Genomic DNA, 22970 nt, shown 5'->3' on the forward strand with positions numbered 1-22970 from the left:
GCGGACCAGCCGCTTACCACCCCACGTCGCTATCGGAACGGTCGCAAACGAGGCTCGTAAGCGGCCGTCCCAGGTTAAGATGCTGCGATCCGAGGGGGTCTTAGACCTCGGTTCCCTCTGCAAGGGTCAGGGCATCCTCGACATCGACACCGAGGTAACGCACCGTGCTTTCGATCTTGGTATGACCAAGCAGGATCTGAACAGCGCGAAGGTTGCCGGTCGCGCGGTATATGATCGAAGCCTTCGTCCGCCGCAGCGAATGCGTGCCGTAGTCCTCCTTTCGCAGACCGATCGCCGTCACCCACTCATCCACGAGACGAGCATACTGTCGAGTGCTGAGGTGGGTGGAGTGATCGATGCGGCTCGGAAAGGCGTAATCATCGACCGTTCCGCCGCGTCGCTCCAGCCATGCCAGCAGGCTCGTGCGTGCTGCTTCCATGAGTTCGAACTGTACTGGCCGCTTCGTCTTACGCTGCACCACGATGGCGCGTGACGTGACCCCCGTTTTTCATCCAGCGGGAGCGAGAGTCCTGTCGTGATCTTGACGTGCCCCCTGTTTTTGGACCGCCCGGCTGGAGTATTTCCGGGGGTGATTGCTCAGGCGGGCGGGCTGCCTTCCGAGCGTTTCATCATCTCGATCGGGGTCTTGTGGCCGATCGAGCTGTGAGGGCGGACTTCGTTGTAGTCTCTACGCCAAGCCTCCATCTTGGCCTTCGCGTCGTCAAGGCTCATGAACCAGTGGGTGTTCAGGCACTCAGCTCGGAACTTCCCGTTGAAGCTTTCGATGAACGCGTTGTCGGTCGGCTTGCCGGGCCGCGAGAAGTCGAGAACGACGTCTTTCTGATACGCCCAGAGATCGAGGTCTCGCGAGATGAACTCCGATCCCTGGTCGACCCGGATGGCCTTGGGGTAGCCAACCTCGCCACAGATGCGCTCCAGCGCCCGGACCACATCCTCGCCACGGTAGCTGAAGCGCGGATCGATCGCCGGTGAGAACCGCGAGAAGGTGTCGACGACCGTCAGGATGCGCAGCTTGCGGCCCGTTGCGAGCTGGTCGTGAACGAAGTCCATCGCCCATGTCTGGTTCACATGGGTCGCCACCGTCCGGTCGTCCCGCAGCTTGGCCTTCACGCGCCGCTTCGGCACCTTGTTCCGAAGCTGCAGGTCCATCTCCTTGTAAAGACGGTAGATCCGCTTCGGGTTCACGGCCCATCCTTCCCGTCGTAGCAGCACGTGGACACGACGGTACCCATATCGCACCCGCGTCCGCGTGATCTCTTGGATTCGGGTCTTCAGATCGGCCTGATCGCCGCGCCGGGACTTGTAGGTGTAGAGCGAGCGCCCGACCTTCAGGGCCGAGCAGGCCCGTCTGATCGACACCTTCCAGGACGCTCGAACCTCGTCCACCAACTGGCGTCGGCGAGCAGGCCTCAGAGCTTTTTTGAAAGCACAGCCTGCAGCATGGCCTTGTCCAGAGACAGGTCCGCGACGAGCCGCTTCAGCTTGGCGTTCTCCTCCTCGATCTGGCGCAGCTTCCTCACCTCGGACGGCATCATCCCGCCGTACCGCTTGCGCCAGTTGTAGAACGTCGCCTCCGAGATCCCGGCCTTCCGGCAGACCTCCGCAACCGCCGTTCCCTCGTCAGCCTGCTTCAGGACGAACGCGACCTGCGCCTCGGTGAACTTCGACTTCTTCATGGAATTCTCCTCGTCCCGCTCACGGGATCATAAGTGGAAAATTCCAGCTCAAAACGGTCCGTTTTTCAGGAGGCACGTCACCCGGTCGGGGGTAGGTGCGGGCCGGTCAGCGGGCGCGGTTGGTCAGCGTCCGAATGAATTTGGGACCCTGCGTGACCGGCCGCCGCCACCTGTTCTCGGTCATGATACCGCTCGGATGATCGCGAGCGGCTGCCGAGACATCGGATCGATGGATCGTCATGGCAGGTTCGCTTGCCGCGCCGCGTGTCAGGCGGCCATCGCTCCGCAGGAATGCCGATACTTGCCGCATTCGACGCCGAACCGCTGGACGAGCGGCCAGTCCCCTGGAAGGTAGACGAACGAAGGCATCCTGTACGCCGTGAGAATGCCATAGCCGGACGCCGCCGCAGGCGCGGGTTCCACGTTGACGCTACCGCCGTAGACCTTCGACAGGTTCTTGGAGACACGCCACAGTTCGTCGTCGAGCCCGAAAGGGGCGTTCATCGGTACGAAGACCTGTGTCAGGACCAGACCGCCCGCCAACGTGAAGACGACTTCCGGGTTGCGGTCGGACCGCAGCGTCTCGTCGACGACCTGCCTGATCGCAAAGTACGGCATCGAGTCGCTGATGCGCATTTTGTCGGACAGCGAACGCTGCTCTTCGAGGTTGGCGAGTCCGCGTATGTCCAAGGGACGGTTCCTCACCATCTCGCAAAGCGCCCGGCGTAGCTCCTCCGTCGCGTCGATCGTGCCCGTCACACGGTTCTCCAGTTTCTTACGTGCGAGTTCCTGCCGCGCTTGCCTCGGCAGGCCGTCATCGACGACAGCGCGGCGCCGAACGGCAACCCCCGTCTTCGGAATGCGGCTCTGATCCTCTGCCAACTTCCCCTCCCCTGCGTTCATGGTCCACTGCACGCCTTTCCCGCCTCGAACCGATGACGGTTTGAGAACATTTGACGCGAACCGGATGGTCCGCTCTTCGTAGCGGAAGGCGAATTGGGCTTCGAATGGCGGCGCACGGCCGAGCGATCGGACTGCGATGCCGTTTTGGTCAAACGCTCACTGACCGGGCGGTCCGGTGAGGCGGTTCCGCCGGGACGGGACGCCTTTACGGCTAAGCCGCCATGGGCCTCGGGAAGCGCTCTTTCCAGCCGATGGATCTCATCAGGTTCCCGATCACCCACATCAGCATGGCCAAGCGGGACGGGACCTCGCCGGTCCACGTGGCCCAGTCAGGCGGCACGTTTTCGTAGACTGCGAGCAGGGACGAAATGGTCGTGAAGGTTCCGGTCTCCGGATCCGGCGTGAGAAAGCTGAAGTCTTCGTCGTTGACGATAATGGCGACGTCCTCGTTCGCGGGATCGGCGAGGTCGAGGCCCAGCCGTTCCCCCAGGACCCTCGCCACCCCAACCCAGGGGTCCTTGCGCCCTGCCGCCAAGTAGGCCCCCCTGGCCGCGAACATGGCTTCCCTAGTCTCCTCGTCCAACGTCAGCTCGTGCAGGCGCATTCGTCTGTTCGGCACGTGCGGCTCCTTGCGACTTCGATCACTGCAAAAATGGTTCCCCGGGTTGGGGGCGGGCGCAAGTATGTGGACAGGAATTTTTTCCGGGCGGATCGATGGAGGCGGTCGTTTGCCCCCGTCAGGAGCTTGATGCCGCGACCGCCGGTTGGGGGATTTCCTTCCATCCAGGGATGGCGCGCATGCCCGGCAGGCTGAGCGTCATCTTCCCGTGACCAGCTTCGGCCAGAGGATTCAGCCGTCCGGCTAGGGTGCCGTCGATCGGAATTGTTTTCCGTACCAGGCAACGCCCACGAGTTCCTTTCAGTCGATCGAGAGAGGCTAAGCTAGGCGTTCAGTCCTTACGCCTCGCGGACCGAACTGGACGCCGCCGACATGCGGTCGCTCAGCATTCGCGCGAGTTCGCAAACCTGCGCTTCGGATGGCTGCCATCCCCCCTCCCGCAGCATGTCGCCCAGCCGTCGGAAGGCGTCGATCCCATCATCCGACCGATCGCTCCTGCCGACTGGCTCGCATTCCGTCTCGGGCGTCAAGCCGCCACCCGTTCCCGGGACTGCTGGAACTTGCCGCACTCGACGCCGAAGCGTTCGATCAGCGGCCAGTCGTTCGGTCCGTAATACCCTGGAGGCATTCGGAAGGCCTCGAGGATGCCGAAGCCGTAGGCGCTGGAGGGCGCCGGCGTCAGCCAGACCTTCCCGCCGTGGAGGACGGACGCGTCGCCTGCCACCTTCCAGAGCTCGTCTTCGATGGTAAGGTCGCCATCCGCCAGCACGTGGATCTGCCCCAACACCTGCCCGCCGCCCAGGATGAAGACGACCTCCGGCTTGTCGCCCGAACGCAGCACGGCGCAGATCGCATTGTGGATCTCGAGGTTCGAGATCGACGCGGCGAGATCGAACTTTTTGTGCACGTGCCGGACCTCGTAGTGCACGTTGAAATTCCCCGCTTTCAATGCGGCGGCAAGCGCTTCGCGGAGTTCGTCGATCGTTTCGATCTTGTCTGCCATGGGTCTCCCTCGGTCGGTTTCCGACGGTCGATCGGGACCGCCGAAAAATGGTGAGGACAAAAAATCGGGAGCGCAAGCGGGTGGACGAACCGTGAACGGTTCTGAGGAAATCGAGAGCGGCCCACCCGTCGTGCTCCGGGGCATGGAGGCGTTGGCGGCGCTGCGCGCGCCGCCTTTTCGTCCGGCCAAGCGCTCGCATCGGAAGGTTTAAGCAGAGGCGGCCGATCTGGACGCGAGCGCGGTCGGAGGAACGGTTTCGTAGTCCGATCGCGTCAGCTGGGGCTTGCGGGCTCATCCGATCCGGGGGACCGTTTCGATGTCGCGCTGGGAAGCGCTCGGGAGGAGGTACAAGGAATGGCCGAAAGGTCTCGCAACGGCGCTGAAGGATCCAGCCACCATGCCGATGACGGTCGCCGACGCGCTTGGTTCGCCTCCAGCGAGGACTGGAGGCGCGATCTTGCTGGCATCGGACCGGATACCGCCGTCAGGTGGGTGCTGGACCGGGACAAGATGGCGATCATCTGGCTCAATTTGCGTGAGGTCGAAGACGGCCCTTGGGTTCTGCGCACGGTGGCCGAAGAGGAGGATTTCGAGCGGAAGCTGCTGCGGGATCACCTCGGGCTACTCGACCGCGACGAGTGCCCTGGCGTTACGATGAGCGACACGTTTCCCGCTTGGGCGCACGCGGTCCACGACCTGCGTGACGACGGCCGATGGGAGTTCGTGCGCTGATGGTCGTCATTCCGTTCAATGGGTCGGCGACGTTGCCCCTCGAGGTGGAAGAGAGCGACGTCGAGGGTCGCTTCGTTTTCGTCGCCAAGTGGCAGCATTTCTTCGACGGCCGGCCGACCTGGTCCGAAATCCGATGGGTATTCGATCGTGAGGACTGGTCCGTCACGTTCCTGGAGATCATGAACCCGGCCACCCTGAGATGGGTCCGCGGCACCCGGGAGGAGGCATCGAGCGTAGAGTTCGACCTGACCGAGAACGACTCGCGCTTCCTGAGCGACCTCGAAGAATGGGGGCTGTCCCAATCCGACGAGATGCCGGATTGGGCGTGTATGGGAGCGGAATTGGTAGCGCGCGCCGAACTCGTGGAGATCGAGCGGCTGGAAGAAAGCAGGCGTCGCAACGCGGTTCGGCTTCGGCTTCCGGAGGGCCCGGAGGTGCGGACGGTAAGCATCCGGTTCGTTGGCCCCTGACGAGGTCTGGACGAAGCGCAGGCTGTCGGCGCTGGCCATTCGGATCGTGATTGGGGACGGAGCTGAATGCCTCGCGGTCGTCTCCAGCTTGCGTCGGCCGATTACCATAGGTGTCGCCCGCCGCACCGCCACTGTTCGTATAAGGGGCCGCCGACAACGGAAGGTTGAGGTGTCCCCACCCGCATCTGCAGGCGACTTTCGGGTGGTTCGTCGTCGGAAAATCCCGGGAGTTCGGCTCTCGGCCGATCCACTCCAGGCGCTCTTGAGTGCCTTTTACCCATAAATCCCGCAGAGCAAAATGCGGGATTTATGGGTATTTGGCAGCCGAAAACGCGCAAATGCGGGATTTATGGGGGTGCTCTGCGGGCTTTATGGGGGTAAATGCGGGATTTATGGGGTAGGCGACACCACCGACCGCCCGTTAGATGTCGAGGTTGGCGACCTGCAGCGCGTTTTCCTGGATGAACTCGCGGCGCGGCTCGACCTCGTCGCCCATCAGGCGGGAGAAGAGCTGATCGGCGTCGGTGGCGTCGGCGATCTTCACCTGGAGGAGCGAGCGGACCTCGGGGTCGAGCGTCGTCTCCCATAGCTGCTCGGGGTCCATCTCGCCGAGGCCCTTGTAGCGCTGGAGGGACAGGCCCTTGCGGCCGACCTCGAAGACGGCGTTGAGAAGGTCGAGCGGCCCCGTCAGGGCGCGCTCGGTCTCCTTGCGCTTCAGGACCGGCGGCGTCTCGTAGATCTCGCCGAGACGGCCCGCCAGGCGATGCAGCGCGATCGCGTCGGCCGACTGGACGAGGCCGGCATCCAGCGCCTGCACCTCGAGCACGCCGCGCACGGTGCGCTGGAAGCGGTAGCCGCCCTCGCCGTCCGCCTCGCCGATCCAGCCGCGTTCGGTCTCCTCGGCGACGGCATCGAGCGCCTTGGCGATCCGGTCGGCCATCACTTCGGCCTCGCCGCGGTTCTCTGCGACCGAGGGGCTGAGCGCGCCGGCGATCGCGGCCTGCTCGACCACGGGCCGCGCATAGCGGGAATGAAGGCCGGAGAGGATCTGGCGCACCTGGAGCGCGTCGTCGACGGCCGCACGCAGATCGCGGCCCCGGCGCGCCTCACCGTTGGCGAGCGTCAGGACGGCGTCTTCGAGGCCGCCGTCGATCAGGTAGTTCTCGAGCGCCTTCTCGTTCTTCAGGTACTGGCTCTGCTTGCCGCGTGTCACCTTATAGAGCGGCGGCTGGGCGATGTAGACGTAGCCGCGCTCGATGAGCTCGGGCATCTGCCGGAAGAAGAAGGTGAGGAGCAGCGTGCGGATGTGGGCGCCGTCGACGTCGGCGTCCGTCATGATGATGATCTTGTGGTAGCGCAGCTTGTCGGCATCGAACCCGTAGGTCGAGCCCTCGAAGGTGCCGATGCCGGTCCCGAGCGCGGTGATCAGCGTGCCGATCTGGTCCGACGAGATCATCCGGTCGAAGCGCACGCGCTCGACATTGAGGATCTTGCCGCGAAGCGGCAGGATGGCCTGGTTCTGGCGCGAACGCGCGCCCTTGGCCGAGCCGCCGGCCGAATCGCCCTCGACGATGAAGATCTCGCTCTTCGCCGGGTCCTTCTCCTGGCAGTCGGCGAGCTTGCCGGGCAGGGTCGAGACGCTCATCACGTCCTTGCGCACGGTCTCGCGCGCCTTGCGCGCGGCCTCGCGCGCGGCGGCCGCCTGCACCATCTTGCCGACCACGGTACGCGCGTCGGACGGGTGTTCCTCGAACCAGGAGCCGAGCGCCTCGTTCATCGCGCTTTCCACCACGGGCCGCACCTCGGACGAGACGAGCTTGCCCTTGGTCTGGGACGAGAACTTCGGATCGGGCACCTTGACCGAGAGGACGCAGGTCAGCCCCTCGCGGCAATCGTCGCCGGTCGGCTGCACCTTCTCCTTCTTGAGCTGGCCGGAGCTTTCGGCATAGCCGATGACCTGCCGGGTCAGGGCGCCGCGAAAGCCCGCCATGTGCGTGCCGCCGTCGCGCTGGGGAATGTTGTTGGTGAAGCACAGGACGTTGTCCTGGTAGCTGTCGTTCCACCAGAGCGCGGCTTCCACCGTGATGCCGTCGCGCTCGGTCTTCACGGTGATCGGCTCGGCGATCAGCGGCTTGCGGGCGCGGTCGAGGTATCGCACGAAGGCCTCGAGGCCGCCCTCGTAGAACAGCTCGTTGCGCTTCTCGTCGGCATGGCGCTTGTCGGCGAGCACGATGCGCACGCCCGAGTTCAGGAAGGCGAGCTCGCGCAGGCGATGCTCCAGCGTGCCGTAGTCGAAGGTCGTCACGCCCTTGAAGGTGTCGGTCGAGGGCAGGAAGGTGATCGCGGTGCCCGTCTCGTCGCCCGCCTCGCCCGTCACCTCCAGCGGCGCATCGGCGACGCCGTGGGTGAAGCTCATCTCGTGGATCTTGCCCTTGCGGCGGATCTTCATCTTCAGCCACACCGACAAGGCGTTGACGACCGAGACGCCGACGCCGTGAAGACCGCCCGAGACCTTGTAGGAGTTCTGGTCGAACTTACCGCCGGCGTGGAGCTGGGTCATGATGACCTCGGCCGCCGAGACGCCTTCGGAGGAATGGATGTCGGTCGGAATGCCGCGACCGTTGTCGGTCACGGTGCAGGAACCGTCGGCGTTGAGCGTGACGGTGACGAGCGTCGCGTGGCCGGCGAGCGCCTCGTCGATCGCGTTGTCGACCACCTCGTAGACCATGTGATGGAGGCCGGACCCGTCGTCCGTGTCGCCGATATACATGCCGGGACGCTTGCGGACCGCGTCGAGACCCTTCAGCACCTTGATGGAATCGGCGCCGTACTCGGCGGGCACGCCGGGGTTCGTCTCGAAGGCTTCTGACATGATGTTCCTGTGGTGACGCGGAAGGGAGCCGAAAAACGCTCCGCCCGCCCTGCAGTCGTGCCCGTCGGGGCCTTCCGGATATAATGGTTTCCGCCCCCGAATCCAAGCTTTTCAGCGCTTTCGCTGATCCCGGCGGCCTTACATCGACGCCGCAGGGTTCCCATCTCAGCCCTTCCGATCCACCGGAGCATCGTCCTGATGTCCGCGCTTTCCGACCCCTTCCTCGCGCCCGCCCCGCGCCCCCAGCCGCGACCGCTCTCGACGCCCGCCTTCATCTGGACGGCGATGCGCAACCCGATCGAGATCTGGGGCGAGCGGGCCTATTGCGAGAGGGTCCTGCGCAACGACTGGCTGCGCGTGCCCACCGTCATCGTCAACGACCCGGCCGCGATCCGGCACTGCCTCGTCGACAACGCGGCGAACTATGCCATGCAGCCGCTGCGCCAGCGCGTGCTGCGGCCGATGCTGCGCGACGGGCTTCTCACCGCCGAGGGCGAGCTCTGGCGCCGCACGCGCCGGGCGATGGCGCCGGTCTTCACGCCGCGCAATGTCGGCGGGCTCGCCGCCATCATGGCCACGCGCTCGCAGGCCTTCGCCGAAGCACTCGGGCAAAGCGAAGCGGATACACCGCGCGACGTCGCGAACGAGATGACGCTTCTCACCTACGACATCCTGCAGGCGACGCTCTTCACCGATGCGATCGCCGGCGAGCCGGCCGAGTTCGCGCGCGCAATGGACGACTTCCTCCACCGGATGGGACGGATCGACCCGCTCGACCTTCTCGACGCGCCGGCCTTCCTGCCGCGGGTCGGCCGCCTCCTCGGCCACCGCTCGATGACCTATTTCCGGCGCTTGATCACCGAGACGGCCGAGCGCCGCCGCGCCCTGATCGCCGCCGATCCGACATCCGCGCCGCGCGATCTCCTGACGCTTCTGCTTCAGACCGAGGGCCTGTCGGCCTCCGAGGTCGAGGACAACATCATCACCTTCATCGGGGCGGGCCACGAGACCACGGCGCGCGCGCTCGGCTGGACGCTCTACCTCCTCGCCAGTGCCCCCATCGAGCGCGACAAGGTCGAGCGGGAGCTCGACGAGCAGTTGCCGGGCCTGCCCGATCCGCGCGAATGGGCCGACGCCCTGCCCCGGACGCGCGCCGCGCTGGAGGAGGCCATGCGCCTCTATCCGCCCGCGCCCTCGCTCAATCGCATGGCGATCGAGGCCGACACGGTGGCGGGCATGGAGGTGCCGGCCGGCGCCTCCCTCCTCGTGATGCCCTGGCTCGTCCACCGGCACGAGGCGCTGTGGGAGCGGCCCGGCCATTTCCTCCCCGACCGCTTCGCGCCGGAGAATCGCGGGCGGATCGACCGCTACCAGTACATTCCCTTCGGCGTCGGCCCGCGCGTGTGCATCGGCGCCTCGTTCGCCCTTCAGGAAGGCGTGATCGCGCTCGCCTGCCTGATGCGGACGTTGCGCTTCGAATACGTCGGCGCCCGGCCGCCCCACCCCGTGCAGAAGATCACCGTGCAGCCGCGCGGCGGACTACCGATGCGGGTGACGCGGCGTCGAAAGTCGCTTTGACGCGGCGCAATCGATGATCGCCGTGCGGGTGGACCTTGATTTTGGCGGCGAAAGGGGCCATTGACACGCGATCGTTTGCCTGCCGACCGCGACGGACGTGGCTTCTCCTTTCGGGGAAGAGCCCCGAGCCTTTCGGCTCCGCCGCCGACGGACGAATGAATGTAGAACCGCCGGGCCAGCCCGGACATCAACCCACGGGGTCTCGCACCCCGGCCCGTATCGAAAGGATGCCCATGAAGGTCGACGTTCGCGACAACAATGTGGAACAGGCGCTGCGCGCTCTGAAGAAGAAGCTCCAGCGTGAGGGCGTCTTCCGCGAAATGAAGGAGCGCCGGGCTTACGAGAAGCCGTCCGAGCGTCGCGTTCGCGAGAAGCAGGATGCCATCCGCCGCACCCGCAAGGCCGCTCGCAAGCAGGCCCAGCGCGAGGGTCTGCTGCCGGCGCCGAAGAAGGCCGTCCGTCCGGGCGCTCCGTCCCGCGGGGCCTGAAGCCTGATCGATCGAATGGGAAAAGGGCGGCGGATCGCAGGATCCGCCGCCCTTTTCGTTTGATCCCAAGGCCCTCAGCCCTTTGCGGTGGTGACGACGCCTTGGCTCGGCTCTTCCGGCCGGTCGTTGACGAGCGTGGGATTGGCGGCCGGCGCCTCGTCCTGCCCGAGATAGCGCGAGGGATCGTTGTCGGCCGGCACGATGCGCTGGATCGCCCTCGGCTCCTGCCCTTCGCCGAACCGCTCGAGAAACCGGGTGCGGATCGCCTCGGCGATGCGCCGCTGGGCGGTGGCCGTCTCGCCTTCCGTGACGCGCCCGCGCAGCACCAGGATCTGCGCATCCGCCGTCAGCTGGTCGAGAAAGGCGACGGGCTCGCTGAGCCGCCCGTCCGCGCCCTCCTGTTGCCACGCCTCGATCAGCACCTGGCGCGCCGCCTCGAACGGCATGTCGCGCGGCACGGTCACCGCCCAGGCGAGGAGCCGCGAGGCGGCGCGCGAATGGTTGCGCATCCAGACGTTCCAGAGCGTTGAGTTCGGGGCGAACACGAAGAGGCCGTCGAAGGTCTCGAGATGCGAGACGAACAGGCCGATCTCGTGGACGCGCCCCGCGAAGGTCTGCGTCTCGATATAGTCGCCGACACGGAACGGGCGCAGCCACAGGAGCATGATGCCGGCCGCGATGTTGGTGAGCGTTCCCTGGAGGGCTAGGCCGACGGCAAGGCCCGCGGCGCCCAGCACCGCGAGCAGCGAGGTCATCTGCACCCCGACCTGCCCCAGCGCGATGATCAGCGTCAGGATGATGACGACATAGCGCACGATCGCCACGAGCGGCTCGCGCACGGTCTGGTCGATCTTGGCCGACACGCCGAAGGCGCGGGTGACGAGATTGGCGAGCCGCCCGGCGAGAAAGAAGCCGACCGCAAGGATCAGGATCGCGGCGATGAGATTGGGCAAGAAGGCGGCGGCCTCGGAGGCGAGGCGCGCCAGGAAGGTGTGCGAGGTCTCGAGCGTTTCCTGGATGGGCATTCCGGTCGGTCCATTTCGGCTGGGTCGCAGCGGGCGCGCTCCCTCCCGAAGCACCCGTCCCTAGAGAGGACGCACGGCCGAAAAGAAAAGGGCCGCCCGGCGGCGACCCCTCACACGTCGGTCACGAAGCGTCAGATCGACGGTGTGCCGCGCGGCGGCTCCTTCGGCTCTCCCTCGTCCACCAGTCCCTCGAAAAGGGCGGTCGAAAGGTAGCGCTCGGCAAAGGACGGAATGATCACGACGATCGTCTTGCCGGCGTTCTCCTCTCGCTGGCCGACCCGGATCGCGGCGGCGAGCGCCGCCCCCGACGAAATGCCGACCGGCACGCCTTCCAGACGCGCCACGAGCCGCGCGGTCTCGAACGAGTCCTCGTTGGAGATGGTCACGACCTCGTCGTAGATCTCGCGGTCGAGGATCGGCGGCGCGAAGCCCGCACCGATGCCCTGGATCTTGTGCGGTCCCGGCGAGCCGCCCGACAGGACGGGCGAGGCCTCGGGCTCGACAGCCACCACCTGCAGGCCGGGCTTGCGGCTCTTCAGGACCTGCCCCGTGCCGGTGATCGTGCCGCCCGTGCCGATGCCGGAGACGAAGATGTCGACGTTGCCCGCCGTGTCGTTCCAGATCTCCTCGGCGGTCGTGACGCGATGGATCTGTGGGTTGGCGGGGTTCTCGAACTGCTGCGGAATCACCGCGTTAGGGATCTCGGCCTTCAGCTCCTCGGCCTTGGCGATCGCGCCCTTCATGCCGCGCGCGCCCTCCGTGAGGACGAGCTCGGCACCGAGCAGGCGCAGCATCTTGCGGCGCTCGATCGACATCGTGTCGGGCATGGTCAGGATCAGCTGGTAGCCCTTGGCGGCGGCCGCGAAGGCCAGCGCGATGCCCGTGTTGCCCGAGGTCGGCTCGATCAGGGTGTTGCGGCCGGGCTGGATGGTGCCGGCCGCCTCCAGCGCCTCCAGCATGGCGACGCCGATGCGGTCCTTCACGGACGCGATCGGATTGAAGAACTCGAGCTTGGCGACGAGATGCGCCTTCACGCCCTTCTCGCGCGCCAGCTTGTCGAGACGCACCAGCGGCGTGTCGCCGATCGTGTCGAGGATGGAATCGTAGACCCGGCCCCGGCCATGGGTGCGCGCGGTGCTCTCGCTCGTCGGATTGTCCATGGGATGCGCGTCCTTTTCTCAAGTCGCCCTGCGCCCTGTGCGCATTCGGGGGCAGTGTAGGACGATCCGCGCGCGCGACACAGCCTGCCCCACCCGCGCATCCGGCCCTCGCGGGCAATATTGTGCCCCGGCCGCCGCACGTCGAGGAATGATCTTCGCCCACGGGATAACAACGGCTTGAAATCGCTTCGATTCAATTCGACGCGCCGGCTTCACGCCCCTGCAAGGCGAAGGCGTCAGGCTAGGGGCCAAGACCGCTGCTAGGGCATGCCATGCGACAGACCTCGATCGATGATCTCGTCCGCTTCTCGATGGAGCTTCTCGGCCTCACGCTGACCATGGGCGCGATCATGGTGATCGCCGCCTTCTATGCCTTCGACGGGTTCGGCCTGCCGGCCACGCGCTCGACGCTCCTGTTCTGCCTGCTGGCCCTCTTCGGCTGCGCCCTGCCGCTGCAAATCTATGCCGCCGCACGCATCGCGGGCCTGCGACGGCAGAACGAGCGGCTGCACCTTGCTGCGACGCGCGACGGGCTGACGCAGGTCCTCAACCGCACGGCCTTCAAGCGCGCAGCCGAGGCCGAGATCGGCGCGACCGGCCGCCGGCGCGCGCGCGACGCCGTCCACCATACGCTGCTGATCATCGATGCCGACCACTTCAAGAAGATCAACGACCGGCTCGGGCACCATGTCGGCGACGAGGCGCTGACGGCGATCGCCGCCACGCTGCGCCGCTCGGTGCGCCAGGACGATCTCGTCGGGCGGCTCGGCGGCGAGGAGTTCGCGATCCTCCTGAGGGACGCAGGGCTGGAGGAGGCGCGAATCGTCGCCGAGCGCCTGCGCCGTGCGATCGAACGACTGGAGGTCGGCCCGGCCGACCAGCGCACGCGCCTGTCGGTCTCGGCCGGGGGTGTCGCGTTTCGCGGCCCTGTCGCCTTCCAGGCGCTCTACAAGATGGCGGACGCCAACCTCTACCAGGCCAAGCGGACCGGCCGGAACCGCGTGGAGCTCACGCGTCTCGGCGCGCTGGCGCGTGGGGCCACGATCGAGGGCAAGCCGGTGGAGCGGCATCTGCGCGAGGCGAAGGACGCACGCCGCATCTCGGCACGCTGATCGCCGGCCGATCAGGCCCGGCGCGCGAGCGTCCAGACCGCGGCCCCGGCCAGAAACAGGGCGGCGCTGCGGTTCAGCCGCGCCAGCATGGCGGGCCGCCTGAGGAAGCTACGGGCTCGGGCGGCGAGCGCCGCATAGGGCGTCATCACCATGACGAGCACCGCGGTCGTCATGAGCGCCAGCACGAGATAGTCGGACAGGGTGACGTGCCGAAGGTCGACCAGCGTCGGCACGAGGGCCAGGTAGAAGACGATCGTCTTCGGGTTTCCGAGCGTCACCACGAGACCAGCCAGGAAGCTGCGCGAGGCGCGCTCGTCGGTCAGCGCGGACACCTGCGTCCCGTCGCCGGCCGAGCGCCACAGGCGGCAGGCGAGCCACAGGAGATAGGCCGCACCGCCGTATCGCACGAGCACAAAGAGGCTTCCGAGCATGTCGGCCACGAGCGCCAGCCCGAACACCGCCGCCGACAAGTAGACGAGATCGCCGATCACAAGACCGGCGGCAAAGGCCATGCCATGGCGAAAGCCGGCGCCGAGCGCTCGCGCCACCAGCGCGACGACGCCGGGACCGGGCACCGCCGCCGCGATGCCGAGCGCCAGGGCATAGGCGAGAAATCCGGCCAGCGTCATCGCACCCTACCTCCCCGTCGATCCGAAGCCGCCGGCCCCGCGCGCCGAAGCCGACACCGTTTCCACCACCTCGAACCCGGCCTGCACCACCGGGGCGACCACGATCTGCGCGATGCGCTCGCCGCGCGTGATGGTGAAGGGCTCGGCCCCGAGATTGACAAGGATCGCCATCACCTCGCCCCGGTAATCGCTGTCGACCGTGCCGGGGCTGTTGAGGACGGTGACGCCGTGGCGCGCGGCGAGCCCGGAGCGCGGGCGCACCTGCACCTCCCAGCCGTCCGGAATGTCCATCACGAGGCCCGTCGGCACCAGGGCGCGACCCTGCGGCTCCAGCACCAGGGGCTCCGCGAGCGCGGCGCGGATGTCGGCGCCGGCCGCGCCCGCCGACTGGTAGGCCGGCAGGTCGAGGCCTTCGGCATGGGGCAGGCGGCGGATGCCGATCCGGGGTCGCGTGGTGCTCATGGTCTGCCGGTTTCCGCCAATCGCCGCGCGATGTCCAGCGCCAGCCGGTCGGCGACCTCACCCTTCGGCATCCTCGGCCATTCCTCGACGCCATCGCGCGAGACGAGCCGCACCGTGTTCGCCTCGCCGCCCATGACATCGCCCGACACGTCGTTGGCGACGATGAGGTCGGCGCCCTTGCGCTCGAGCTTGGCAGTCGCATTCTCGAGGAGATCGCGCGTCTCGGCGGCAAACCCGACGACCAGCGCCGGACGACGCGGCCCGGTGCCGACCGTGCGCAGGATGTCGGGGTTCTCGACGAGATGCAGCGACGGTGGCCCTTCAGGGCCCTTCTTGATCTTGTGGGCGGCGTCGCCCTCCATGCGCCAGTCGGCGACGGCCGCCACGAACACCGCGGCATCGGCCGGGAGCGCTACCTCGACCGCCGCCAGCATCTCGCGCGCCGTCTCGACATGGACGGTCGACACATCCGGCGGATCGGCGAGCGCCACGGGCCCCGACACCAGCGTCACGCGCGCGCCGAGCCGCGCAAGGCTCGCCGCGATCGCATGTCCCTGCCGCCCGGACGAGCGGTTGGCGATGTAGCGGACGGGATCGATCGGCTCGTGGGTGGGGCCGGAGGTCACGAGGATGTGCCGGCCGGCGAGCGGTCCAGCACCGGTCCCGAGGATCGCCTCGGCGGCGGCCACGATCTCCAGCGGCTCGGCCATTCGCCCCTCACCGCTCTCGCCGCTCTCGGCCATCTCGCCGCGGTTCGGCCCAACGAAATGGAGGCCGTCGCCTTTCAGCGTCTCAAGGCTCCGCCGGGTCGCAGGATGGGTCCACATGGCCGGGTTCATGGCGGGCGCCAGCAGCACCGGCGCGCGGGTCGCGAGCAGGATCGCGCCGGCGAGATCGTCCCCGATCCCGGCCGCCATCTTGCCCATGCGCGTCGCACTCGCCGGTGCGAGGATCACGAGGTCGGCACCGCGCGCGAGGCGGATATGGCCGACGTCCTGCTCGTCGTCGCGATCGAACAGCTCGCCGTAGACCTTGGTGCCGGCCAGCGCGCCGACCGACAGGGGCGTCACGAACTCGGCTGCCGCCCGCGTCATCACCGGTGTCACCTTCGCCCCCCGCTCGCGCAGGCGCCGGATGAGGTCGAGCCCCTTGTAGGCCGCGATGCCGCCGCCGATGATGAGAAGGATGCGCTTGTCGGCAAGGATCATGGCGGGCTCGCGAGGGCGGAGCGGACACCGGTATGGATGAAGTCGTCGCCCTTGAAGAGCAGCGGCGCGTCGAGCGCGCGCGCGAGCGCATACGAGAAGCAGTCGCCGAAGTTCAGGCGGGCGGGATGGCCGGAGCCGCGGCCGTAGCGGGCGTAGGCTTCGGCCGCCACTCGCCTCTGTCCTTCATCGAACGGTTCGATCCGGACCGCCGCCTTCTCGAGAAGCGCGCTCATTCGGACGCTGCCGGCCTGTCCCCATCTGCCGCGAGCGACGATGTCCGCTTCGAACGCCGTCCCGGCAGACAAGGACACTTCTCTCTGTTCGCTCAGAAGGGCGCTGAATGCGTCGGCCTCCGGCTCGTCCGCCAGGATTGCGATGAGAGCGGAGGTGTCGAGGACGATCACGGAAGGTAGTCGTAGAGTTCGTCCGAAACTGCCTTCTGGTCGATGGGCTCGAGCGGGGGCTGCCGCAGTGCACGGAGTTGCTCGTAGATGACCCTGGCCTCGGCCTCGCTCCGCAGTCGTGGCTTTCGCTCCTCCGCCACGAGGTTCTGCAGTGCCAGCCGCAGGTCCTGCTCCATCGATCGTCCGTTGCGCGCCGCGCGGGTCTGAAGCTTGCGCTTCAGGTCGTCGTCGATGTTTCGGATGGTCAGGCTCGCCATCGCCCTGTCTCCTGTTACGAGCTGCAGGCTAGATAGTGATTGATGGCAATGCAATCACCCGCCTCGCTACCCCCTACCCGAACGTCAGCTGCCAGGCGATCACCACCAGTGCGATGGCGGAGGCTACCTGCGCAATGTGGCTGATGATGAGGCCGGTGCGCGATTCCTTGGCGAGCTCCATCAGGTCGTCGTCGTTGATGTGGATGCCGTTCTCGATGAGGTCGGGCATGTTGATGGCGAAGACCTCGAGGCCGGCCGCAAAGTCGGGGAAGCGGTGGATCACCCGGCCGATCGCCTCCAGACCCTTCTTGGCGTCGCGCAGCTTGGCCGCGGGCCCGAGTTCGGAGACGATGTAGTCGGTCACCACCGGCTCGGCCGCTTCCCACATGTTGAAGCGCGGGTCGTAGGAGCGCGCGACGCCCTCCACCACCACCATCGTCTTCTGCAGGAGCACGAGCTCGGGCCGCGTCTGCATGTCGAAGAGTTCCGTCACCTCGAAGAGGAGGGTGAGGAGATGGGCCATGGAGATGGTCTCGGCCGGCTGGCCGTGGATCGGCTCGCCGATCGCGCGCAGCGCCTGCGCGAAGGACAGGACGTCCTGCGTGCGCGGCACGTAGCCCGCCTCGAAATGCACCTCGGCGACGCGCTGGTAGTCGCGGCGGATGAAGCCGTAGAGGATTTCGGCGAGGAATCGCCGGGAATCGGCGGTCAGGCGGCCGACGATGCCGAGATCCACCGCCACGATCGTCCCGTCCGGCACCACGAAGAGGTTTCCGGGATGCATGTCGGCGTGGAAAAAGCCGTCGCGCATCGAATGGCGCAGGAACGACTGGACGAGGTCGACGCCGAGGCGCGGCAGGTCATGCCCCGCCGCACGGACGGCCGCCACGTCGTTCATCTTGATGCCGTCGATCCACTCCATCGTCAGCACGTCGCGGCCCGTGCGCTCCCAGTCGATGCCGGGCACGCGGAAATGCGGATCGTTCGCGACGTTGTCGGCCATTTCCGACGAGGCGGCCGCCTCGAGACGCAGGTCCATCTCGATGCGGGTCGACTGGGCGAGCGTCTCGACCACCGCGACGGGACGTAAGCGACGCGACGATCGCACGAAGGTCTCGAGGACGCGGGCGATGAAGGCGAAGGCCTCCAGTTCGCGCCGGAAGCGCAGGCGCACGCCCGGCCGGATGACCTTGACCGCGACGTCGCGATACGCGCCGTCCCGCGTCAGGACGCGCGCCTTGTGGACCTGCGCGATCGAGGCGGCGCCCACCACGTCGCCGAACTCGACGAAGAGGTCGTCGATGCGCCGGCCGAGCGTCACTTCGATGTCGCGGATCGCCTGCTCGCGCGGGAACGGCGGCACCTTGTCCTGCAGCTGGCTGAGCTCCAGCGCAATCTCGGTGCCGACGATGTCGGGGCGCGTCGCCAGGAACTGGCCGAGCTTGACGTAGGAGGGGCCCAGCCGGTTCAGCGCCTGACTGAGGCGCTCCGAGCGCGCCGCGCGCCGGGCCGAACGCCGCGCCATCAGGCCGGCCAGACGATGGGCGAGCGCGGCCATCGGCGGCAGGCCCTCGGCCGGCAGGGCCGAGAACACGCCTTCGCGCACCAGGATGTAGACCGCCCGCAGGAGGGCGAAGGTGCCGGTGATGGGGTTGCTCAAAGCCTAGAGCTTCCAGCCCGAATGGATCGCCGCGATGCCGCCCGTCAGATTGCGGTGCGTCACGCGCTCGAAGCCGGCGCGCCGGATCGCGGCCTCGAAGTTCATCTGGTTGGGGAAGCGGCGGATCGATTCCACGAGATACTCGTAGGACGCCCGGTCCTTGGCGACGGCGCCGCCGATCGCGGGGATCGCCTTGAAGCTCCACAGGTCGTAGACCTTGTCGAGGACCGGCAGGTCGACCTCGGAGAACTCGAGGCACAGGAAGCGCCCGCCCGGCTTCAGCACGCGATAGGCCTCCGCGAGCGCCAGATCGATGCGCGGCACGTTCCGGATGCCGAAAGCGATCGTGTAGGCGTCGAAGCTGTCGTCCGGGAGCTTGAGGTCCTCGGCATTGCCCTCGACGAAGGCGAGGTTGCCGGCGAGGCCGCGCTTCTCCGCGCGTTCGGCGCCGACCTGAAGCATCGAGGCGTTGATGTCGAGGACGGTGCCCTCGGCCGCGCCGCGCGAGGCTTCCACGATGCGGAAGGCGATGTCGCCGGTGCCGCCCGCAACATCGAGGAAGCGCCAGCCGGGTCGGCGCGAGGGCGCGAGCCACTGCACCATGGCGTCCTTCCAGACGCGGTGGAGGCCGGCCGACATGAGATCGTTCATCAGGTCGTAGTTCGAGGCGACGCGATGGAACACCTCGTTCACGCGGGCCTGCTTCTCCTCGCGGCCCGAGACCGTCTCGAAACCGTAGGAGGTTTCCATGCCCTCCGTTGCGCCGACGCGGGTTCGCGACATGCTGATCGACCTCTCGAGTATTTGGGCACCCTGGCGGCGTCGCCCACGGGCGGACCCATAGCGGAACGGGCGCAGGCACGCCATGTCTTGTGGCGCGCCCGCATCCGGGGCGCATCCCATGCCGGAGATGATAAGCAGCGATGCCCGAATTGCCAGAGGTCGAGACCGTCCGCCGCGGGCTGGCGCCGGTGATGGAGGGGGCGCGGATCGCCCGCGTCGAGACGCGGCGAGAGGCCCTGCGCTTTCCCCTCCCCGACCGTTTCGCCGCCCGCCTCGAGGGCCGGCGCATCCTCTCGCTCGGGCGGCGGGCGAAATATCTCCTCGCCGAGATCGAGGGGGACCTCCTTCTGGCCATGCATCTCGGCATGTCCGGCTCGTTTCGGATCGAAGGCATCGACGGGACGGACGGGGCCGAGCCGGTGGCGGGCGCGGCCTTCCATCTCGCGCGCTCGGAGGACCGGCTGCACGACCACGTCCTCTTCCATCTCGACACGCCCGCCGCGCGCATCGTCTTCAACGACCCGCGGCGCTTCGGCTACATGAGCCTGATCGAGGCGGCAGCACGCGACACGCATCCGCATTTCCGGGCGCTCGGCATCGAGCCGACCGGCAACGCTTTGTCCGGCGAGGCACTGGCGCCGCGCCTGAAAGGCAAGGCGGCGCCATTGAAGGCCGCACTTCTCGACCAGACGATCATCGCGGGCCTCGGCAATATCTATGTCTGCGAAGCCCTGTGGCGCGCCCGCCTGTCGCCGCGCCGCCTCGCCGGCTCGCTGGTCAAAGTCGACGGCCGGCCGACCCGCCGCCTCGACGAGCTGGCGCTCCATATCCGCGAGACGATCCGCGACGCGATCGAGGCCGGCGGGTCGACCTTGCGCGACTATCGCCAGGCGGACGGGGCGCTCGGCTATTTCCAGCATCGCTTCTCGGTCTACGACCGCGAGGGCGAGCCCTGCCGGCGCGAGGGCTGCCGGGGCATCGTCCAGCGGATCGTGCAGTCCGGTCGCTCGACCTTCTTCTGTCCGGTCTGCCAGCGGTGACGGACCGCTATCCGCGCACGCCGGACGGGCGCTACTTCGTCGCCCGCGGCCGGCTCTGGCGTTCGTCCGACCCCCGCCTTCCCGAAGCCGAACGGGAGGCGGCCGTCCACGACCTGATGGATGCCCGTCGCGCCGTGCGCGATGCGGCAGACGACGAAGCGCGGCGGGCCGCACGCCGCCGCGTCGATGCCGCCAAGCGCGCGCTCGGCGAGCGCGGCCCCGTCTGGTGGGCGGACGGCGCGCGCGACTGGACGCGCTTTGCGCCGAAGAACACGCCCTATGCCGAATGGTTTTCAGGGCTCGCCGCTGCCGAGCGTGAGGCGGCCGGCGGCTGAGACGCTTGGCGGCATCGCCGCCCGCCCCTATCCTTGGCCGGACAACGGGAGGTCGAGCATGGACTACACGAGCATCAAGGTGGAGCGCCGCGGCCGGGTCGGCTGGATGACGATCGATCGCCCCAAGGCGCTGAACGCCCTCAATACCCAGGTCCTGACCGAGCTTCTCCAAGCCTCCGACGCCTTCGCGGCCGATGCCGAGGTCGGCGCCGTGGTGCTGACCGGCTCCGAGCGGGCCTTCGCCGCCGGGGCCGACATCAAGGAGATGCAGCCCTTCGGCTTCGCGGAGGCCTACCTTTCCGACTTCGCCAGCGGCTGGGACCGCTTCGCCAACGCCCGCAAGCCGATGATCGCGGCGGTCGCGGGCTATGCGCTCGGCGGCGGCTGCGAGGTCGCCATGATGTGCGATTTCATCATCGCGGCCGAATCGGCAAAGTTCGGCCAGCCAGAGATCACGCTTGGCGTCCTGCCCGGCATGGGCGGCACGCAGCGCATGGCGCGCGCCATCGGCAAGGCGAAGACCATGGATCTCTGCCTCACCGGCCGGATGATGGACGCCGGGGAAGCCGAGCGGTCCGGCCTCGTCGCGCGCGTCGTGCCCGATGCCGAACTCCTCACGGAAGCGCAGAAGGCAGCCGAGACGATCGCCGGCTTCTCGCTGCCCGCCGCGATGATGGCGAAGGAGGCGATCACCAGAGCCTTCGACACGACGCTGACGGAAGGCCTTCGCGCCGAGCGCCGCCTCTTCGCCGCCGCCTTCTCGCTGGAGGACCAGAAAGAGGGCATGGGGGCGTTCGTCGAGAAGCGGAAGCCGAACTTCCGGCATCGCTGACGGGTCTCGCCCGCCGACCGTTGACGAGGCGGGCGCTTGGTCCTATAAGCGCGCCAGATTTCAGGCGGCACCCACGGTGCGGCCTTTCGCGCCTTGCCGCTCGGGTTCTCGTTCGGCTCGGCGGCTTCACGCTGAAACCATTCGCGCGGAGACAGGCGGCCCGGTTGGCCGTTCGGTTCCGCGTCAAGCCGAGAGAGACTGAACATGGCCAATACGCCGTCGGCCAAGAAGGCCGCCCGCAAGATCGCCCGCCGCACCGCGATCAACCGCGACCGCCGTTCGCGCGTCCGCACCTTCCTGCGCAAGGTCGAGGAAGCGATCCTGTCGGGCGACAAGGCTGCTGCTCAGGCCGCCTTCAAGCTGGCCGAGCCGGAGCTGGCGCGTGCAGCCTCCAAGGGCGTGATGCATCGCAACACGGTCTCCCGCAAGATCTCGCGCCTGTCGAGCCGCGTGAAGGCCGTCGGCGCGGCCTGATCGGCTCCACGATATCGCTGACAGGAGGAAAGGCCCGGAGCACCCGCTCCGGGCCTTTTCCGATTCTTCAATCCTTCCCGATCGATGGTTGGGAACCGACAATTTCACCCGTCACCCACTTGTCATGGAAGCGGAACGCGATACTCCCGATCGACTTTGCGAGAGTCAGCTTTCCATCAATCATTTCAATGCCTTGGGCGAGGGTCCGCGACGCGGGCAACCGGCCCGGTCGCGGCTTGGCCGAGTCGCTTGAGTCAAGCCGGAGTCTGAAAAAGAATCCCGGCTTTAGACCTGCGACCAAATCGCGGCCGAACCGTGCCGTGAATCTCCCTGTGAATCAGGCGATTGCCGTTTGACGCCCGAAAACGGGCATGTCCGACTCGCCACAGTTCGGCCTTGGTCAGGTCGCGAGCGCCGATTCAAAGCTTGCCCGAAGCTGGGCTGTTCCGTAGCTTTTGCCTCACGACAAGAGCGCCGGACGACGAAGGCTGGGGACAAGGGGCGTTTTCCAGAACTTAACGGGGGACCCGCCACAGGCCGGGTCGTCTAGGCGCTTTCCGTTAATCGATGAGTATCACCCGGTCGCTCGTGCATGGCATGGGCGCGGCAGGGTGAATTTCGTTCCGCGTTTCGCTGCGTCCGGCTGTTTCCGGCGCGGCGTGTTGGGAGTTCGTAGATGAGCCGTTCCTACAAGGGCGACGTGTCGGCCGAGGCGTGCTGGTCGGCGCTTCAGTCCGATCCCCAGAGCTTCCTGATCGATGTCCGCACGTCGGCCGAGTGGAATTTCGTGGGCTTTCCGATGGTGCCCGAAAATGGCCAGGACGCGCTGTTCGCGGAATGGCAGACCTATCCGACGATGGCCGTCGATCCGCGCTTTGCCGAGCGCGTCGGCGCGGCCGTTCGCGGCGCCGGCGGTTCGGAGGACTCCAAGCTCTACTTCCTCTGCCGCTCGGGCGCCCGCTCCATGTCGAGCGCCGCGGCGATGACGGCAGCCGGCTTCACCGACTGCTTCAACGTTCTCGACGGTTTCGAGGGACCGCCCGATGCCGACGGCCATCGCGGCCAGGTCGCGGGATGGAAGGCGGCCGGCCTGCCCTGGAGGCAGAAATGACCGCCCTTCACACCGGCGGCCGCCCCGTCCCTCCCGTTGCCGGCGCCCGCACGCGCGCCTTTCCTTCCACACCCAGCCGTGCGGCTTCCGCCGCACCCGCGAATGGCGAGACTTCC

At 67.4% G+C, this 22970-nt stretch carries 24 protein-coding genes and 1 pseudogene; 10 read left to right on the forward strand and 15 right to left on the reverse strand.

Annotation, left to right across the window (positions count from 1 at the left end; all coding sequences use genetic code 11):
• Positions 1-100: 100 nt before the first annotated feature.
• The 5 genes and pseudogenes from ACLNGM_RS22285 to ACLNGM_RS22305 all read right to left on the reverse strand — a co-directional run.
• Positions 101-499, reverse strand: a pseudogene (locus ACLNGM_RS22285) (tyrosine-type recombinase/integrase); the annotation flags it as partial.
• Between the two features lie 98 nt (positions 500-597).
• Positions 598-1697 (reverse strand): IS3 family transposase gene (locus ACLNGM_RS22290; protein WP_416356641.1). Its coding sequence is split into 2 segments (ribosomal slippage): positions 598-1436 and positions 1436-1697, totalling 1101 coding nucleotides; the frame shifts between segments, so codons are not numbered across the junction.
• Between the two features lie 267 nt (positions 1698-1964).
• The gene (locus ACLNGM_RS22295) at positions 1965-2600 is read right to left on the reverse strand and encodes a hypothetical protein (protein WP_416356642.1); all 636 of its coding nucleotides are present in this window, start codon (positions 2598-2600) and stop codon (positions 1965-1967) included.
• 211 nt (positions 2601-2811) lie between these two features.
• Positions 2812-3183 carry a hypothetical protein gene (locus tag ACLNGM_RS22300; protein WP_416356643.1) on the reverse strand — a complete coding sequence of 124 codons (372 nt, stop codon included), beginning with the start codon at positions 3181-3183 and terminating at the stop codon, positions 2812-2814.
• Positions 3184-3745: 562 nt separating this feature from the next.
• Positions 3746-4222, reverse strand: a complete 477-nt coding sequence (locus tag ACLNGM_RS22305; protein WP_416356644.1) for a hypothetical protein — start codon at positions 4220-4222, stop codon at positions 3746-3748.
• Between the two features lie 510 nt (positions 4223-4732).
• Between ACLNGM_RS22305 and ACLNGM_RS22310 the strand changes: the two genes are divergently transcribed.
• Together ACLNGM_RS22310 and ACLNGM_RS22315 are read left to right on the forward strand one after the other, a co-directional pair.
• Entirely contained in the window at positions 4733-4954 is a 222-nt protein-coding gene (locus ACLNGM_RS22310) for a hypothetical protein (protein ID WP_416356645.1), read from the forward strand.
• Positions 4954-5424 carry a hypothetical protein gene (locus ACLNGM_RS22315; protein ID WP_416356646.1) on the forward strand — a complete coding sequence of 157 codons (471 nt, stop codon included), beginning with the start codon at positions 4954-4956 and terminating at the stop codon, positions 5422-5424. Before ACLNGM_RS22310 ends, ACLNGM_RS22315 begins: the two co-directional genes overlap by 1 nt.
• A gap of 421 nt (positions 5425-5845) precedes the next feature.
• On the opposite strand, the gene gyrB is transcribed toward ACLNGM_RS22315, so the two are convergent.
• A complete protein-coding gene (gene gyrB, locus ACLNGM_RS22320; protein ID WP_416356647.1) occupies positions 5846-8296 on the reverse strand; it encodes a DNA topoisomerase (ATP-hydrolyzing) subunit B in 2451 nt (816 codons plus the stop codon).
• 198 nt (positions 8297-8494) lie between these two features.
• Here gyrB and ACLNGM_RS22325 point away from each other — a divergent pair, with 198 nt between their 5' ends.
• Both ACLNGM_RS22325 and rpsU read left to right on the forward strand, forming a co-directional pair.
• Positions 8495-9874 (forward strand): cytochrome P450, encoded by a 1380-nt coding sequence (locus ACLNGM_RS22325; RefSeq protein ID WP_416356648.1) that lies wholly within the window; start codon positions 8495-8497, stop codon positions 9872-9874.
• A gap of 233 nt (positions 9875-10107) precedes the next feature.
• The gene (gene rpsU / locus ACLNGM_RS22330; RefSeq protein ID WP_055893455.1) at positions 10108-10362 is read left to right on the forward strand and encodes a 30S ribosomal protein S21; all 255 of its coding nucleotides are present in this window, start codon (positions 10108-10110) and stop codon (positions 10360-10362) included.
• A gap of 74 nt (positions 10363-10436) precedes the next feature.
• Here rpsU and ACLNGM_RS22335 read toward each other — a convergent pair whose 3' ends face one another.
• Together ACLNGM_RS22335 and cysK are read right to left on the reverse strand one after the other, a co-directional pair.
• Positions 10437-11387: a mechanosensitive ion channel family protein gene (locus ACLNGM_RS22335; RefSeq protein ID WP_416356649.1), complete on the reverse strand. Its 951-nt coding sequence runs from the start codon at positions 11385-11387 to the stop codon at positions 10437-10439.
• Between the two features lie 131 nt (positions 11388-11518).
• Positions 11519-12547 carry a cysteine synthase A gene (gene cysK, locus ACLNGM_RS22340; protein WP_416356650.1) on the reverse strand — a complete coding sequence of 343 codons (1029 nt, stop codon included), beginning with the start codon at positions 12545-12547 and terminating at the stop codon, positions 11519-11521.
• A 272-nt stretch (positions 12548-12819) separates the two neighbouring features.
• Here cysK and ACLNGM_RS22345 point away from each other — a divergent pair, with 272 nt between their 5' ends.
• Positions 12820-13659 carry a GGDEF domain-containing protein gene (locus ACLNGM_RS22345; RefSeq protein ID WP_416356651.1) on the forward strand — a complete coding sequence of 280 codons (840 nt, stop codon included), beginning with the start codon at positions 12820-12822 and terminating at the stop codon, positions 13657-13659.
• A gap of 11 nt (positions 13660-13670) precedes the next feature.
• Here the strand turns inward: ACLNGM_RS22345 and ACLNGM_RS22350 are convergent, their stop codons facing one another.
• The 7 genes from ACLNGM_RS22350 to ubiE all read right to left on the reverse strand — a co-directional run bounded on the left by ACLNGM_RS22350 (position 13671) and on the right by ubiE (position 19062).
• On the reverse strand, positions 13671-14288 hold the full coding sequence (locus tag ACLNGM_RS22350; protein ID WP_416356652.1) for a LysE family translocator: 618 nt from the start codon (positions 14286-14288) through the stop codon (positions 13671-13673).
• 6 nt (positions 14289-14294) lie between these two features.
• Positions 14295-14750 (reverse strand): dUTP diphosphatase, encoded by a 456-nt coding sequence (gene dut / locus ACLNGM_RS22355; RefSeq protein WP_416356653.1) that lies wholly within the window; start codon positions 14748-14750, stop codon positions 14295-14297.
• Positions 14747-15958, reverse strand: a complete 1212-nt coding sequence (gene coaBC / locus ACLNGM_RS22360; protein ID WP_416356654.1) for a bifunctional phosphopantothenoylcysteine decarboxylase/phosphopantothenate--cysteine ligase CoaBC — start codon at positions 15956-15958, stop codon at positions 14747-14749. Before coaBC ends, dut begins: the two co-directional genes overlap by 4 nt.
• Positions 15955-16362 (reverse strand): type II toxin-antitoxin system VapC family toxin, encoded by a 408-nt coding sequence (locus ACLNGM_RS22365; protein WP_416356655.1) that lies wholly within the window; start codon positions 16360-16362, stop codon positions 15955-15957. Before ACLNGM_RS22365 ends, coaBC begins: the two co-directional genes overlap by 4 nt.
• The gene (locus ACLNGM_RS22370) at positions 16359-16619 is read right to left on the reverse strand and encodes a FitA-like ribbon-helix-helix domain-containing protein (RefSeq protein ID WP_416356656.1); all 261 of its coding nucleotides are present in this window, start codon (positions 16617-16619) and stop codon (positions 16359-16361) included. The genes ACLNGM_RS22365 and ACLNGM_RS22370 overlap by 4 nt, the downstream gene beginning before the upstream one ends.
• A 73-nt stretch (positions 16620-16692) precedes the next feature.
• Complete coding sequence (ubiB, locus tag ACLNGM_RS22375; protein ID WP_416356657.1) at positions 16693-18279, reverse strand: 2-polyprenylphenol 6-hydroxylase; 1587 nt, start codon at positions 18277-18279, stop codon at positions 16693-16695.
• 3 nt (positions 18280-18282) lie between these two features.
• Entirely contained in the window at positions 18283-19062 is a 780-nt protein-coding gene (gene ubiE, locus ACLNGM_RS22380) for a bifunctional demethylmenaquinone methyltransferase/2-methoxy-6-polyprenyl-1,4-benzoquinol methylase UbiE (protein ID WP_416356658.1), read from the reverse strand.
• A gap of 140 nt (positions 19063-19202) precedes the next feature.
• On the opposite strand from ubiE, the gene mutM reads away from it, so the two are divergent.
• The 5 genes from mutM to ACLNGM_RS22405 all read left to right on the forward strand — a co-directional run bounded on the left by mutM (position 19203) and on the right by ACLNGM_RS22405 (position 22854).
• Positions 19203-20102 (forward strand): bifunctional DNA-formamidopyrimidine glycosylase/DNA-(apurinic or apyrimidinic site) lyase, encoded by a 900-nt coding sequence (gene mutM, locus ACLNGM_RS22385; protein WP_416356659.1) that lies wholly within the window; start codon positions 19203-19205, stop codon positions 20100-20102.
• On the forward strand, positions 20099-20437 hold the full coding sequence (locus ACLNGM_RS22390) for a hypothetical protein (protein WP_416356660.1): 339 nt from the start codon (positions 20099-20101) through the stop codon (positions 20435-20437). Before mutM ends, ACLNGM_RS22390 begins: the two co-directional genes overlap by 4 nt.
• Positions 20438-20495: 58 nt before the next feature.
• Positions 20496-21269 carry an enoyl-CoA hydratase gene (locus ACLNGM_RS22395; RefSeq protein ID WP_416356661.1) on the forward strand — a complete coding sequence of 258 codons (774 nt, stop codon included), beginning with the start codon at positions 20496-20498 and terminating at the stop codon, positions 21267-21269.
• Positions 21270-21473: 204 nt separating this feature from the next.
• Positions 21474-21743 carry a 30S ribosomal protein S20 gene (gene rpsT, locus ACLNGM_RS22400; RefSeq protein WP_055893495.1) on the forward strand — a complete coding sequence of 90 codons (270 nt, stop codon included), beginning with the start codon at positions 21474-21476 and terminating at the stop codon, positions 21741-21743.
• Between the two features lie 676 nt (positions 21744-22419).
• Positions 22420-22854 carry a rhodanese-like domain-containing protein gene (locus tag ACLNGM_RS22405; protein WP_416356662.1) on the forward strand — a complete coding sequence of 145 codons (435 nt, stop codon included), beginning with the start codon at positions 22420-22422 and terminating at the stop codon, positions 22852-22854.
• The last annotated feature ends 116 nt before the right edge of the window (positions 22855-22970 follow it).

Source organism: Aureimonas phyllosphaerae, from assembly GCF_047943035.1.
Lineage (GTDB): Bacteria > Pseudomonadota > Alphaproteobacteria > Rhizobiales > Rhizobiaceae > Aureimonas > Aureimonas phyllosphaerae.

Coding starts and splice junctions, on each gene's coding strand:
- rpsU (WP_055893455.1), top strand. CDS start 10,108: ATGAAGGTCGACGTTCGCGACAACAATGTGGAACAGGCGCTGCGCGCT.
- coaBC (WP_416356654.1), bottom strand. CDS start 15,958: ATGATCCTTGCCGACAAGCGCATCCTTCTCATCATCGGCGGCGGCATC.
- ACLNGM_RS22405 (WP_416356662.1), top strand. CDS start 22,420: ATGAGCCGTTCCTACAAGGGCGACGTGTCGGCCGAGGCGTGCTGGTCG.
- gyrB (WP_416356647.1), bottom strand. CDS start 8,296: ATGTCAGAAGCCTTCGAGACGAACCCCGGCGTGCCCGCCGAGTACGGC.
- ACLNGM_RS22345 (WP_416356651.1), top strand. CDS start 12,820: ATGCGACAGACCTCGATCGATGATCTCGTCCGCTTCTCGATGGAGCTT.
- mutM (WP_416356659.1), top strand. CDS start 19,203: ATGCCCGAATTGCCAGAGGTCGAGACCGTCCGCCGCGGGCTGGCGCCG.
- cysK (WP_416356650.1), bottom strand. CDS start 12,547: ATGGACAATCCGACGAGCGAGAGCACCGCGCGCACCCATGGCCGGGGC.
- ACLNGM_RS22315 (WP_416356646.1), top strand. CDS start 4,954: ATGGTCGTCATTCCGTTCAATGGGTCGGCGACGTTGCCCCTCGAGGTG.
- ubiE (WP_416356658.1), bottom strand. CDS start 19,062: ATGTCGCGAACCCGCGTCGGCGCAACGGAGGGCATGGAAACCTCCTAC.
- rpsT (WP_055893495.1), top strand. CDS start 21,474: ATGGCCAATACGCCGTCGGCCAAGAAGGCCGCCCGCAAGATCGCCCGC.
- ACLNGM_RS22350 (WP_416356652.1), bottom strand. CDS start 14,288: ATGACGCTGGCCGGATTTCTCGCCTATGCCCTGGCGCTCGGCATCGCG.
- ACLNGM_RS22370 (WP_416356656.1), bottom strand. CDS start 16,619: ATGGCGAGCCTGACCATCCGAAACATCGACGACGACCTGAAGCGCAAG.
- dut (WP_416356653.1), bottom strand. CDS start 14,750: ATGAGCACCACGCGACCCCGGATCGGCATCCGCCGCCTGCCCCATGCC.
- ACLNGM_RS22295 (WP_416356642.1), bottom strand. CDS start 2,600: ATGAACGCAGGGGAGGGGAAGTTGGCAGAGGATCAGAGCCGCATTCCG.
- ACLNGM_RS22310 (WP_416356645.1), top strand. CDS start 4,733: ATGGCGATCATCTGGCTCAATTTGCGTGAGGTCGAAGACGGCCCTTGG.
- ACLNGM_RS22335 (WP_416356649.1), bottom strand. CDS start 11,387: ATGCCCATCCAGGAAACGCTCGAGACCTCGCACACCTTCCTGGCGCGC.
- ACLNGM_RS22395 (WP_416356661.1), top strand. CDS start 20,496: ATGGACTACACGAGCATCAAGGTGGAGCGCCGCGGCCGGGTCGGCTGG.
- ACLNGM_RS22325 (WP_416356648.1), top strand. CDS start 8,495: ATGTCCGCGCTTTCCGACCCCTTCCTCGCGCCCGCCCCGCGCCCCCAG.
- ACLNGM_RS22305 (WP_416356644.1), bottom strand. CDS start 4,222: ATGGCAGACAAGATCGAAACGATCGACGAACTCCGCGAAGCGCTTGCC.